This is a genomic window from Methylobacterium segetis (assembly GCF_004348265.1).
GTDB classification, from domain to species: Bacteria; Pseudomonadota; Alphaproteobacteria; order Rhizobiales; family Beijerinckiaceae; genus Methylobacterium; species Methylobacterium segetis.
This window is the reverse complement of record NZ_SMNT01000067.1, coordinates 16,658-28,687: the sequence shown is the minus strand read 5'-3', so window position 1 is coordinate 28,687 and position 12,030 is coordinate 16,658. Positions and strand designations below refer to the sequence as shown.

The window sequence follows — 12,030 nt, the reverse complement described above, 5'->3', positions numbered from 1 at the left end:
TATCCCGTGACGAACAGGAATGGCACGCGACGGTCCCGTAGTCGGGCTGCAATCGGATAGCTCTCTTCACCAGCGAGATTTACGTCGAGGAGAGCGAGGTCGAGTTCCGCCTTTCCGGCCAGCTTCATGCCGGCCGACAAGGATTGCGCCGGTAGAACGTGAGGCTCCCCGAAATTGCCGAGCATGTCCTCGATCAACATCAGGATCGCCGATTCATCCTCTACAACGAGGACGCGCTTGTCGCTGAGGGTTAAGGTCACGCTGGTCACCTTTCGGTCCCGACAAGATCGGTCTTAACGGTTGTCACTGGGCACCGCACCCCTAGGACGCCTCCACGCCGGCTCGTCAGGCTGGTGAAACGGATGGCGGTCATAGGTCGAGGTCCAGAACGATCCAGGGGGCTCAGATAGACGGGCGTGCGGCTACGGACCGATGCGGCACACAGCTGGCGGCCGATAACTCGAAGGCGTAAGGGACAACCGCTCACGATCAGGGGCAAATCGATGCCGATCGAAGCGCTCGTCTTCTACGCCTACGTTGGATCCCTGACCTTCTGGACCGCCCTTCTCATCTGGGATTGGGCGCACCAGCATCACTGATCGGCTCTTCTCGTTCGATTGCCGGAGCTCGCGGAGGAACACCCTTCGAGTTCATCTGCCAGACTTGGACGAAAGAGCCTGAACGCTTCAGGCTCGATCCGTCACACCACATGCCGGGACCGAACATCTAGTGCGTCGGCTCTGGCCGATGCTAGCTGCCGGCTGCCATCGAGCCGAAAGAGAAGTTCACGTGGCGAAGTACACGCTTGCGTCCCCCGGTCAGAATCTCAGTCTCACCAATAATGGCGCGCTTCCCGAGGTGATGCCGCAGAAGCGGACATGGCAGGAGCGGCCATAACCTCAGCATGTCATCGCCCTTTACAGTGAACGTGATAGCTATTCACGCGACCCTCCGAATTCAATCTCAACCGCACTCTAAATTTCACTCGGCTGCGCATGCGGATGGCCATAGATTGGAAAATCGGCACCTCGACGCTGCCGCGCCGCTTCTATCCCCTAAAACCACGGGGATCGCACGTCTATTGATCTAGAGATTCGCCCAATCGGCGCGGTAGTGTCGCTTGGGAGGTGTGAACTACCCATGAGGTTGGCAAACCGAGCCGAGTCGAGTCACGATCCGATCACGCTATCGGCATCGGAATCGCGTTTCAGCCTGTTGGGATGGTTCTCAATCCTAAGCCTCATCACGATTGCTGTGATTGGCATATCCATGATGAGTTTCATGACAATTTTTCTAAAAAATAAGCTCCTCATGCAGGATGCGATCCTGAGCAGGGATTTCATTGAAGGTATTGTCGCGACGGAGAATACAAGAACTTATCTTCAGCGCCGCGAGCCAAATCACTCTCAGGCATTGCTTGATGCATTCACTGCGCACGTGCCGACTTTTCCAGACGTCGTGCGAGCCAATCTCTTCGGCGTCGACCGCTTCGTCATCTGGTCAAGCAATCCGAAGCTCGTAGGCATGCGGTTTGCCGACAATCGTGAGCTAGAGATTGCACTCACAGGTCAGATCGTAGTCGAGACGGGTGAGACCGCAGTCGCCGGCGGCAAGCCAGAGCATATAGGATTGGCATCGGCAGCAGGGCCGCACGGCCGCCAGCGCTTTGTCGAGGCCTACATCCCCATCCGTGATGAGAGCGGAAAGGCAGTGCTGGCCGTCATCGAGATTTACAAACTGCCGAATGCTTTGTTCGAAACTATCGACAGCGGCTTGCGCCTCGTCTGGCTAGCAGCCGCAGGAGGCGGGATTCTCTTGTACGTCACATTGTTCGGCATCGTCTGGAAAGCCCACACCATTATGCGCGAGCAGCGCGAGCGATTGATCGCGGCCGAAAGGCTCGCAGTGATCGGCGAAATGGCAGCCACCGTGGCCCACGCGATCCGCAATCCACTCGCTTCGATACGCTCTACAGCGGAAATCGGGCTCGAGGACGACCGAGCCGGAACCGAGGCATCGTTCAATAAAATCATGCGACAGATCGATCGTGTCGATGCGTGGATCCGCGAACTGCTGATCGGCTCAATCGGATCTGATGAGGTCCGTGAGGACGTAGATATCGAGGCTGTGATTCGTGAATGCCTCGACAGTCTCAAGGTAGAGACGGACCTTCAGAATATCGAGGTATCATTCGAGCCGCGCCAGACGCCCCCTCTCCGGGGCGCCCGTGTTCAGCTAACGCGCGCCATCACGAACGTGTTGACCAACGCCGTGCAAGCAATGCCGAAGGGCGGACGTCTGGTTGTTGAAAGCCATGCCACCCGCGGCGGTAATCTGGAGATCGTGATCGGGGATTCCGGCCACGGCATGGGCCCTTCGCTCGCGCGACGTGTATTCGAGCCTTTCATGACAACCAAGCCGAACGGTACAGGCCTTGGCCTGGCACTAGCTCGACGGATCATCGAACGGCATGCGGGACGGATCCGCCTTGAGACTAGCGAGGGCCACGGAACTCGCATCATCCTCAATCTGCCGCAGAGTCCTTAGGATGGGCCAGAGCATCCTGTTGATCGAGGACGAGGTCGATCTCGCGGACAACGTCGCACGCTATCTCACGCGCCGCGGCTTTGACGTAGCAGCCGCCAGGTCGGGTGCGACCGGAATCGCGATCTTCGATCGCCAGCCCGATATTGATCTCGTCTTGCTCGATATTAATTTGCCAGACCTTCATGGACTCCGTGTGCTAGAAGAGATCCGACGTCGTGACCGGCAGGTAAAGATAATCTGCGTCACCGGACACGGCAGCGTTCAAGTCGCTGTCGATGCCATGAAGGCGGGAGCTTACGATTATGTGGCGAAGCCACTTGTCTTGAGCGAGTTGAGGATTTTGATCGACAAAGCTCTGAGCGAAGAGAGACTTGAAAAGGCCCTCTCCTACTACGCCAGGGGCGGCTTGCAGGATGAGGGTGTTTCACAACTCCTCGGCCACTCCGTTTCTATGCAGCGCTTACGGGACCGGATCAGCGCCATCCTCGATGCAGAGCGCAGCCTGAGAGAGGGAGTTCCGCCTGCCGTCCTTATCCGGGGGGAGACCGGTACGGGGAAGGAACTCGTCGCGCGCGCTTTTCACTTCGGAGGATCAAGGGCGAGTGGGCCGTTCCTCGAAATCAACTGCTCGGCGCTGCCTCCTCATCTTCTGGAGTCGGAGCTTTTCGGCCACGAGCGCGGCGCCTTTACGGATGCGCGGGAGCGCAAGCTCGGGCTCGTTGAAATGGCCCACGGCGGCACTCTTTTCTTGGACGAAATCGGCGACACTGAGCCGAGCGTCCAAGTCAAACTCCTCAAACTGCTCGAAGATCGGATGGTACGCCGCGTCGGCGGATTACGGGACCGGCCCGTCGATGTGCGGTTTCTCTCGGCCACTAACCGGCCGCTTGAAGAACTCGTCAAAGCGGGGAGGTTTCGCGCTGATCTGTATTACCGCCTGCGCGTGATCACGGTAGACATCGAGCCGCTGCGCAAGCGAGGCGGTGATGCTGAACTTCTTGCAGAATATTTTCTCAGAAGCATCGGTGCGCGCTATCAGCGGCCACGCCTGCACCTGACCGATCGCGCGCTTGGCCGCATCCGAGCGCATGCTTGGCCTGGCAACGTGCGCGAGTTGCGCAACGTGATCGAACAGGCGGTCCTGAGCACCCGCGATGACCTAGTCGACGAGGCGCATCTCGCTATCGCCCCGGGCGCACTGTCGACCTGGTGCAACGAAGTGTCAGATGAGAACTCTGCCCTCGTGCTGCCGGTCGTGGGATCACTCGGGGACTTGGAAAAGAATTCCATCAGACGCGCGCTTGACCAGACTCATGGCAACGTAACCAGAGCAGCCAAACTACTAGGCATCTCACGGGACACGCTGCGGTACAGAATTGAAAAATACGGGATTGGCTGAACAGGTGGGGCATATGACCCTGCGTTGGGTTATACGACCCCAGTGAAGGAGATCAGATCGGTCGTCAAACATTAAATCATTGAATCTATTGTCGTTTTTATCGTACGGATCGGTACATTTTTCTGGCCCACCCTTTGCTCAATTCCTGTTCGGAAGTGCTTAAAGCAACAGGGAGGATGCCGTGCGCACCGATCAGCAGAACGTCGTAACGAGCGCTGTTTTCTCAACCCGCAACCCAGGTTGGGAATTCGTCGAGCGATCGAGACGTGAATTCCAGCCCTGTGTCATCTGACGCCGCGCAGCCAGGCGTCGCATGCTCAGCCTGATCTGAGAGGGCGCTCGGTGACTGTCTTCGGAACACGGCTACGTCGCCATTCAGGACAGCAGCGATAGGGGCGTGCGTCCAGTCCGCCTACTGAGGAAACGGCGCTTACGTCAACTCCGCCGGTAAGCCCATATCTGTTGGTGTCGCCATGAGCACGATAGTGAAAAATCTCGAAGTTGCTGCCGCCCTTGCTGAACAGATTTATGCCGAGCTACGGGCTGCGGCCAGCTTATGCGAATGCAGAGGCGATTACGCTGCGGCCGATAAGCTCCGACAAAATGCCGATCGTTACTATTTGGAGAGCTATATACTAAGAACCCAGTGTGCGTTGCCTGCGAAAGGCCCGTACTATCGCGGTGCGATTTGAAATTCGCTCAAGCAGGTGGCTGTGAGGGATGAGCCCTAGGATTCGCCGGGGGTAGCCTGCGCCAACTCCGATATTGCGGTTCACATGAACGCCGGGGACTTACGGTTGTCTTCGCATCGCTCAAAGTCAGTGCTTTCGACTATGCCGGTCGCACGCAAGTTAGCTCTTCAGGAGGCCGCGGAGTACATTCGAAATTTGGATGGGAACGGACCCGGCGGTGCGTACCTGATCACGATCGTGGATGACGTGACCGGCGAGATCGCGACCATCAAGGTTGAGTGCGGCATCTCGCCGACGTCCAGCGTGACGCAGCGGGCTGCCGGAACAACGCACTGAAACAGGTAATCTGACCGGCTGGCTTTGGTCACCTCGCTCACGCCGATCGCGCGGATCGCCTCAGCTACGCTGTGACCTTGGCCGACCAGCACGTCCGACTGCCGTAGCTTGGCAACGATCTCCTCAAGCTTGGGGCGCTTCCTCGACATCGATCCGCCCTCCGGGTGACCCTGACCCGCCAACTGGTCCGCGCTGAGCGCACCGACAAGGCCCAGCATGCGGTCCGCGCGAGTAGAGGGGCAGCTTATCCCACTTGCGCAGGGCCTTCGCCAAACGGTCCGATACCAAAAATCACTTGTGGCACGTAACGGGCCGCGGCGTCTTCCCGGCGACCGTCGAAAACTGCGAGGACAACGCCTTGACCGAAGAGCACCAAGAACTTCTGGCCAAGGTCCAGGGCCTACAGATCGTGCTGGCAGCGATGATGAACCTGCTTCCGGAGGAGCAGGTACGGGAGCGGCTTCGCTTGCTCGAAGACACCGCGCGGAAGCAGAACATGCTCTCCGGCACGATCGAGATGCTTCGCGATTTCCGGGAGAAGTGGGAGCAGTAGCCGTACGAGGCCCAGCCCCGCCACGAACACTTGGCGCCGGCCGCGCCCCGGTTCGGAGGGCCGCCGGCTTTCGGTGTTTCGCGCCACCGCCGAATGGGCGGACCTGATGGGATGCCCTCCTTCAAGTCGCCAACGATAGTAGCTCAGCCGTGCGAGCGCGCTAGCCTCGCAACAGGCATTCGCCGACCGGGCGTTATGGAGCCGCTCGGTTCGTGAAGGTGTGACAACGGACGCGTTCGAGGAAGGAGGCGCAGCTCATTTCGCCCGCATCGACGAGCTTTCGGCGGGAGACGCCTTCTTCGCCGGAACGCTGCCCGTCACCGCCCCCTTGGCTGCCCATTCAGGGTCGGACCGGGGGCCGCCAGGAGCGTCGGTCGCTCCCTGCAGTTGGCCGGGAGCGACGTCCGCAACGCGCTTCCAGGCTTGCGAGGCGCAGAACACCAGCATGCAGCCCTTCACGGTCAGGAGCGACGGTTGATCACTCCACACCATCACGTCGTAGGACTTGCCGTCCTCCGCGTTATAGATCTTGCCCTCGAAGCGCCCATCCGAGTTCGACTTCAACCCGAGCAGCATCTGGTGGCCGAGCTGCGGGCGGCCCTGCTTGGCCGGGTTCGGGTTGTAGCGGTCGACCTTTGGCTTGCCGTTCTCATCGAGAGGCTTGCTGCCCCAGACGATGAAGCCGCACAGGCGGGTCGCGTCGGACCCGCACGGCTCGGTCCGGACGCGGGCGCGGCCGTCTTCGGTCAACCACGTCCCAGTCGGGATGATCGCTTGTGCGGCGCGGCCTTGGGAACTCGCGAAAGCCACCGCTGCGAGTAGCGCAGCGCTGGTGAAACGAACGAGGATAGGGGTCATTGGCAACTTCAGGCTGATGGATTCACGACGTGTAAGGTCGGAGCGTGGTCCCCGGGCACGGGGAGATGATGCTGATCTCGCAATTCGCTGGATCGCCGGACTGGCACTCGACGTAGTGCGCTTCTACGCTCGCCCAACGGGCAAATGCGTTCGAAGTTCTATCAAGCTAGCAGCGCAGAGGGAGCGCATAGCAGTGTTGAGGCGATGTAGGCGAGCTTGCCTGTGGCACCTGTGCTCACTGGGGAGATGACCTTCCTCGCGTGCGCCGGAGGTGCCATTTCGGGCCGCTGTGAGACGCCCCCGATGAGTCATGCGGAGGTCCGCTTCTGCGGCTCTGATGCGGAAAGCAGACCAGCGGCTTTCGGACAAACCCGGCCGGCAGCCTTGCGTTCATTCCGGCCTTTCGGGGCGCCCAACGCGCTTCCCGATAGCCGACGTTCGTTCAGGTCGCGGCGCTCGGACGAGTGCCCCTGAACGGACTAAACCTTGTCTCCCCCGGGCCGTCTGGAGGCAGCTCGACGATCCGCCACTTGCCTAGGACGCTCACTTCAGAGCTCCATCCCGGCACTGCACGAGGAACTCCTTGCTGTTCGTTTCGAGCGGGATGGGTGGTTAGCGACAATGCGCCACCAGTCCTCCTCTGCACGGTTGCTCAGCGCAGGGTGCCGTAGAGATGAGGATCCAACCTCGCTTAGCCTTAGGACCGCCAGGTCTTCACCAGCCCGGTGATCACGCCTATCCGTGCGACAGGCCATCAACGGCAGTAGCGATCCCAAAGAGGTGTCACGCATGGCAGCCGAGAACCGCTTGCCCCGATTTGCCATCCTGATTGATGCCGACAACACCTCGCCGCGCATCACTCAGGGCTTGTTTGAGGAGGTCGCTAGGTTCGGCGAGGCGAGCGTCCGGCGCATCTACGGCGACTTCTCCAGCCCGCGGCTGAAATCCTGGGCCGACATCCTGCAGAAGTACGCGATCGCCCCCTATCAGCAGTTTGCCTATACGAGCGGCAAGAACGCTTCGGACATCGCGCTTGTGATCGATGCCATGGACCTGCTGCATAGCGGCCGGTTCGACGGATTCTGCCTTGTCTCCTCCGACAGCGATTTCACGCGGCTCGCCTCCCGCCTTCGCGAGCAGGGCGCAGACGTCTACGGGTTTGGTGAGCAGAAAACGCCTGAGAGCTTCCGGCAGGCCTGCCGCCGGTTCATCTACACCGAGAACCTGCTGCCTGAGGCACAGGCTACAGCCCCCGATGATGGGGCTACCGCCAAGGCCTTGCAGCCGCCAAGCGCGGCCGTTCCCATCTTGAACAAAGCCATCGCGCAGTTGGAGACGGAAGATGGCTGGGTAGGCCTGGGTGCGGTGGGCCAACGGCTGATCAACATCGCCTCTGACTTCGACCCCCGCACCTACGGCCATCGGAAGCTGAGTGATCTTGTGCGTGGCACTGGAGCTTTCGACACCGACCAGTTGGAGGGCCGGTTCACGCGAATCAAGCCAAGGCCAACCCCGCCGTCTGAGCCTCGTCCGAAGGCGCGGAGCAGAACACCGAGAAGACGCTCGCAATCGGCTAAGCAAAACGGCTCTTCAACCGGCTAGAGCGCGCTCAAAGTCAGTTGCAGGACGCCGCCTATGCGTGTGTCCACTCCGGCCGCAGCCGGTCCACCACACGCTCAAGCCGCACTTGGCCGTAGTGCTCGTCGGTCATCGCCAGCGAGGTCCGGCAGTTCCGTGCCACGCTCACGACTCGGAATAGCCGAGCGCCGCGGCCGCCTTGCGCAAACGCGCCATGGCGGCGGCAGTGTGCGCCAGCCGCGTGGCCGCCGGTTCCAATGGCTGCTCCGGGCTCACCGCGTCCTCAATCACGGACAGCTTGATCAGCATGGCCCCCAGGTTGCCGCTCGCAATCAGCTTGGCGATGCACGCCTCGTCGGTCTCCTGGCCTTTCGGCTTCGTCAGCAACTCCACCATCATGATCACTGGCTCGGCGAAGCCGGCGGTGCGCAGCTCGCCCGCAGTTACCGAGGTGTTCTCGATGACATCGTGTAGCCAGGCCGCTTGCGTGACCTCGTCGGGCATCACCGGCAAAGCCTTGTCTTCAGCATGCTGGGCACGGCGCTCGGCAGCGAACGCGACCCGCTCCAGATGCTCGAAGTCAGGCTGCCCAATCTCATCCACCTGACCGACATGATGCAGGCGGGCAAAGGCCTTGGCATCGGCGCTCGTCATCATGCTCGCCTCACGCGAACAGCAAGATCACCACCCTGCTGCCGACCACGTCACAGACAAGGCTCAGGACAGCGTGTCGACACAGTCGAAGCTTGCGCAGATGAGCCAGCGTACGTCAGCTCTCCGGCAGGCTGTAACAACCCTCAGCGTCGCCAGCGTGTTTCCATAGAGGCGGAAGCAGAACCTTGAGACCCTGAGCGACGCCCTCTTGGACCGGCCGGGATTCCTTCATGCTCATCGAAGATCCAGAAGGTGCGCGGTAGAGGAGATCCACGGCGTTCCAGTAGGCGGCGCGCTCGGCGGGCGTCAGGCGACTTAGGACGATCCGGATCTCGGCCATTGCGGCGGCAGCACAGGCGCCAAGGTTATCGGGAGTGAAGGGAACCTGGGATTTCGCCATGTGAAGCCCTGCGGACGCTTCGAGTTCTCCCGGACATGAGTGTGGTGCTGCGGGCGACAATTAGGGTGGCTCCTAGGGCACCTTCCTGAGCAGCTTGCCCGTCCGGCATCCCACGTAGGATCGATCCGGGTACCAATCATCAGAGAGCTTGGATGGACCAAAGGTATCGCTTCCCCAACCCTCGGGCGTGCTTTGAGCAGGCGTGATACGCTGATGCCCCCAGCCAATCCTCATGCGTCCATCAAAGACTTGAGCATTTGCATAAGGACGAGTTGTGCCCTCCCGCTGGGGACTTCGGCTAGGAATTCGTTGATTTCGTAGCGGCGCGTCGCATTTTCGGGCTTTCCGCTCCGCCGAACGTCCCGATGAGCCCACTCGTGTTCAACGTGGATCTGCCCGGCGTCGTCATCGAGAACGAGCCGCCACCAGTCCTCATCGTTGTTGACGGGGCCCTTCGCGGCCCGATGAAATTCGCGCACCTTCAACGGCATCCAAAGCTCCCTGGTCGAGCGCGGCATATGCCAGCGCCCCTGTCGCAGGTCGAGGCCGCGTCAGCGATCAGCGGCTACTCGTCGGCCTTCGGCATCACATGCCTGTGGTTTCAGAGTGCGTCTGGACGCCGATCGACACGCTAGAGCGTTTTCCACGATCCCTGAGTCGGCGTGGCGGGGTGAGCGTTGATCCCTGAGGGTTCGTCAGGGAGATCGCCATGGCCCGTGCCTACAGCCACGATCTGCGTGTTCGCGTCCTGGACGCGGTGAGCGCGGGTCTGTCCCGCCGGGCCGCGGCCCTGCGCTATCGGGTTGGCGTCGCCACGGTGATCCGCTGGGCGGTGCACGCGACGACGACAGGAGAGACGCGGGCTCAGCGTCAGGGCCGCCCACCCGGCTCCAAGCTCGACGCGCACGAAGCCTTCCTGATCGCCCTCACCGAAGAGAAGGACGACATCACGCTCGCCGAGATGCAGGAGCGCCTGCGGGCCGAGCGCAGGGTATCAGTCGGACTGGGCACCCTCTGACGGTTCTTCGCCCGACGGGCAGTGACGTGGAAAAAAGTCGGCGCACGCGGCCGAGCAGGCTCGCCCGGACGTGGCCGCAGCGCGCGAGGCGTGGTTTGCCGCGCAGCCCGACCTCGATCCCGAGCGCCTGATCTTCATCGACGAGACGGGGCTGTCCACCCGCATGGCGCGCCTGCGCGGTCGCTGTGCCCGCGGTCAGCGCCTACGCTCGGGCATCCCGCACGGCCATTGGCTCACGACGACCTTCGTGGCGGGCCTGCGCCTGTCGGGGATGAGCGCGCCGATGGTCCTCGACGGGCCGATGACGCGGGACTGGTTCCTGGCCTACGTCGAGCAGGTGCTCGCCCCAACCCTCCGGCCCGGCGACACTGTCATCCTCGACAACCTCCCCGCCCACAAGGGCGCGGCGATCGAGGCCGCCATCGAGGCGCGCGGGGCACGGCTTCAGTTCCTGCCGCCGTACTCGCCCGACTTCAATCCGATTGAGATGGCCTTCGCCAAGCTCAAGGCGCTGCTGCGCAAGATGGCCGAGCGCACGGTCGATCGGCTCTGGACCGCCGTCGGCGATCTTCTCGACGCCTCCACGCCAGCCGAGTGCGCCAACTACTTCGCCGCCGCCGGTTACGACCCGGAGTAGGTGGAAATCGCTCTAAGTGTCTAATCCAAAACGAAGCTTGAGAATTCTGTTTGATGCTGATCGCAGCCTCAACGGGGCGGTAGAGATGTCTACCCGCTAACACTACGTCGGCCGCGCGGCCCAGCGGATCTTGGCGTGTTGTGATGATTTTCATCGAGGAGCTTACGCCAGCGGATGAGGCGCTCGAGGTTGAGCCTGCCGTCAGCGACGGCGGCCTGCACGGCGCAGCCGGGTTCGTGAGCGTGTGTACAGTCGCGGAACCGGCACGAGGGTGCGAGTTCGGTGATCTCGGCGAACAGCGTTGCGATCCCTTCCGCAGCGCCGCTGACGTGCAGCGTTCGCATCCCCGGTGTGTCGATCACCCAGCCGCCCCCTGCGATGGCGTGCAGTGAACGGGACGTAGTGGTGTGGCGTCCCTTGGCGTTGTGCTCGCGAATGCCTCCGGTTTCCTGGGGGAGCGCCTGCCCCGGACCGGCGAGCGTGTTCACCAGGGTCGATTTGCCGACACCGGATGAGCCGACCAGCGCCACGGTCTGCCCCACCCCGCACCACGGGGCTAAGGTGCATGCAGCCGCCGGAAGACGGGGATTGACGGGTACGACTTCGAGCCCGCGCTGCAACTCGGCAGCTTGGCGGCGGTAGGCGTCAACATCGGCCGCCATGTCGGCTTTGGTGAGCAAGATAACCGGATTTGCGCCGCCCTGATTGGCCAGAGCCAGATAGCGCTCCAGTCGGGCCTGATTGAAATCGGCGTTGCAGGAGGTGACGATGAACAGCGTATCGACATTGGCTGCAGCGGGCTGCAGGGTCCTGCTGCCTTCGAGGCGCCGCTCCAAGACCGTCCTTCGGTTCAGGCGGCGGTGGAGCATCCGGGTCTGAGGATGAGCCAGGACCCAATCGCCGACGGCGAAATCACCGGTGTTTGTATGAACGGGAAGCGTCAGCTCGACCGATCCCGTCTCCGACAGGCCTGTCAGGCGTGAGCGGTGAACCATGGCGATCCGCATGGGAGCGAGATTCGTCTCGTTCGGTTCACGCTGCTCCTCGAAGAAGTCGAGCCAACCTAGGCTCGCAAGCGGCGCCGGTGGGAGGAGGTCGGGATGATCGGTCACCGGCCTGCACATGACATGGCACTGGTCTCGTGACCAGCGGCGCGTAAGAAGGTGCGTTTCCCGCGTGCGATCGCGATCGAGCTTCTTAGCGCCTCTCGTACCTCTGCCCGCAGCAAGTTTGGCTGGGGAGCACAGCTGACGGGCGGCAGACAGACCTCTATACCGCGAAAATGGACCGCCCGCCGATTTTGAGCGAGGGGCCGCTGTTGGCGCGATCCTGACGCTCAGCTTGCGCTCTATGACCCG

Annotated in this window: 11 protein-coding genes and 2 pseudogenes; 6 read left to right on the top strand and 7 right to left on the bottom strand. The window is 61.8% G+C overall.

What is annotated here, in order from left to right:
• A partial coding sequence (locus E1J50_RS17235; protein ID WP_132255071.1) for a response regulator occupies positions 1-269 on the bottom strand: 269 nt, incomplete at its 3' end.
• Between the two features lie 299 nt (positions 270-568).
• Between E1J50_RS17235 and E1J50_RS28550 the strand changes: the two are divergent.
• From E1J50_RS28550 to E1J50_RS17220, 3 genes and pseudogenes are all read left to right on the top strand, one after another.
• Positions 569-730, top strand: a pseudogene (locus E1J50_RS28550) (IS481 family transposase); the annotation flags it as partial.
• 539 nt (positions 731-1,269) lie between these two features.
• Positions 1,270-2,547: a sensor histidine kinase gene (locus E1J50_RS17225; RefSeq protein WP_207919232.1), complete on the top strand. Its 1,278-nt coding sequence runs from the start codon at positions 1,270-1,272 to the stop codon at positions 2,545-2,547.
• A 1-nt stretch (position 2,548) separates the two neighbouring features.
• A complete protein-coding gene (locus E1J50_RS17220) occupies positions 2,549-3,946 on the top strand; it encodes a sigma-54-dependent transcriptional regulator (RefSeq protein ID WP_132255069.1) in 1,398 nt (465 codons plus the stop codon).
• 859 nt (positions 3,947-4,805) lie between these two features.
• Here E1J50_RS17220 and E1J50_RS28545 read toward each other — a convergent pair.
• Positions 4,806-5,192 (bottom strand): hypothetical protein, encoded by a 387-nt coding sequence (locus tag E1J50_RS28545; RefSeq protein ID WP_425374942.1) that lies wholly within the window; start codon positions 5,190-5,192, stop codon positions 4,806-4,808.
• Between the two features lie 77 nt (positions 5,193-5,269).
• Here E1J50_RS28545 and E1J50_RS17210 point away from each other — a divergent pair, with 77 nt between their 5' ends.
• Positions 5,270-5,527 (top strand): hypothetical protein, encoded by a 258-nt coding sequence (locus tag E1J50_RS17210; protein ID WP_207919231.1) that lies wholly within the window; start codon positions 5,270-5,272, stop codon positions 5,525-5,527.
• 255 nt (positions 5,528-5,782) lie between these two features.
• On the opposite strand, the gene E1J50_RS17205 is transcribed toward E1J50_RS17210, so the two are convergent.
• A complete protein-coding gene (locus E1J50_RS17205) occupies positions 5,783-6,385 on the bottom strand; it encodes a DUF2147 domain-containing protein (protein WP_132255067.1) in 603 nt (200 codons plus the stop codon).
• Positions 6,386-7,174: 789 nt separating this feature from the next.
• Here E1J50_RS17205 and E1J50_RS17200 point away from each other — a divergent pair.
• Complete coding sequence (locus E1J50_RS17200; protein WP_132255066.1) at positions 7,175-7,987, top strand: NYN domain-containing protein; 813 nt, start codon at positions 7,175-7,177, stop codon at positions 7,985-7,987.
• Positions 7,988-8,128: 141 nt separating this feature from the next.
• On the opposite strand, the gene E1J50_RS17195 is transcribed toward E1J50_RS17200, so the two are convergent.
• The 3 genes from E1J50_RS17195 to E1J50_RS17185 form a co-directional block, all read right to left on the bottom strand.
• The gene (locus E1J50_RS17195; RefSeq protein WP_132255065.1) at positions 8,129-8,620 is read right to left on the bottom strand and encodes a phosphohydrolase; all 492 of its coding nucleotides are present in this window, start codon (positions 8,618-8,620) and stop codon (positions 8,129-8,131) included.
• 112 nt (positions 8,621-8,732) lie between these two features.
• Complete coding sequence (locus E1J50_RS17190; RefSeq protein ID WP_132255064.1) at positions 8,733-9,017, bottom strand: hypothetical protein; 285 nt, start codon at positions 9,015-9,017, stop codon at positions 8,733-8,735.
• Between the two features lie 230 nt (positions 9,018-9,247).
• The gene (locus E1J50_RS17185) at positions 9,248-9,508 is read right to left on the bottom strand and encodes a hypothetical protein (RefSeq protein ID WP_132255063.1); all 261 of its coding nucleotides are present in this window, start codon (positions 9,506-9,508) and stop codon (positions 9,248-9,250) included.
• A 218-nt stretch (positions 9,509-9,726) separates the two neighbouring features.
• Here E1J50_RS17185 and E1J50_RS17180 point away from each other — a divergent pair.
• Positions 9,727-10,672 (top strand): annotated as a pseudogene (locus E1J50_RS17180) (IS630 family transposase).
• 89 nt (positions 10,673-10,761) lie between these two features.
• Here E1J50_RS17180 and rsgA read toward each other — a convergent pair.
• Positions 10,762-11,796: a ribosome small subunit-dependent GTPase A gene (gene rsgA, locus E1J50_RS17175; protein ID WP_132255062.1), complete on the bottom strand. Its 1,035-nt coding sequence runs from the start codon at positions 11,794-11,796 to the stop codon at positions 10,762-10,764.
• Positions 11,797-12,030 lie beyond the last annotated feature (234 nt).

What these genes read in the sequence shown, in the direction of transcription:
- E1J50_RS17225 (WP_207919232.1), top strand. Translation starts at nt 1,270, where the DNA reads ATGATGAGTTTCATGACAATTTTTCTAAAAAATAAGCTCCTCATGCAG.
- E1J50_RS17220 (WP_132255069.1), top strand. Translation starts at nt 2,549, where the DNA reads ATGGGCCAGAGCATCCTGTTGATCGAGGACGAGGTCGATCTCGCGGAC.
- E1J50_RS28545 (WP_425374942.1), bottom strand. Translation starts at nt 5,192, where the DNA reads ATGCTGGGCCTTGTCGGTGCGCTCAGCGCGGACCAGTTGGCGGGTCAG.
- E1J50_RS17205 (WP_132255067.1), bottom strand. Translation starts at nt 6,385, where the DNA reads ATGACCCCTATCCTCGTTCGTTTCACCAGCGCTGCGCTACTCGCAGCG.
- E1J50_RS17200 (WP_132255066.1), top strand. Translation starts at nt 7,175, where the DNA reads ATGGCAGCCGAGAACCGCTTGCCCCGATTTGCCATCCTGATTGATGCC.
- E1J50_RS17195 (WP_132255065.1), bottom strand. Translation starts at nt 8,620, where the DNA reads ATGATGACGAGCGCCGATGCCAAGGCCTTTGCCCGCCTGCATCATGTC.
- E1J50_RS17190 (WP_132255064.1), bottom strand. Translation starts at nt 9,017, where the DNA reads ATGGCGAAATCCCAGGTTCCCTTCACTCCCGATAACCTTGGCGCCTGT.
- E1J50_RS17185 (WP_132255063.1), bottom strand. Translation starts at nt 9,508, where the DNA reads ATGCCGTTGAAGGTGCGCGAATTTCATCGGGCCGCGAAGGGCCCCGTC.
- rsgA (WP_132255062.1), bottom strand. Translation starts at nt 11,796, where the DNA reads ATGTGCAGGCCGGTGACCGATCATCCCGACCTCCTCCCACCGGCGCCG.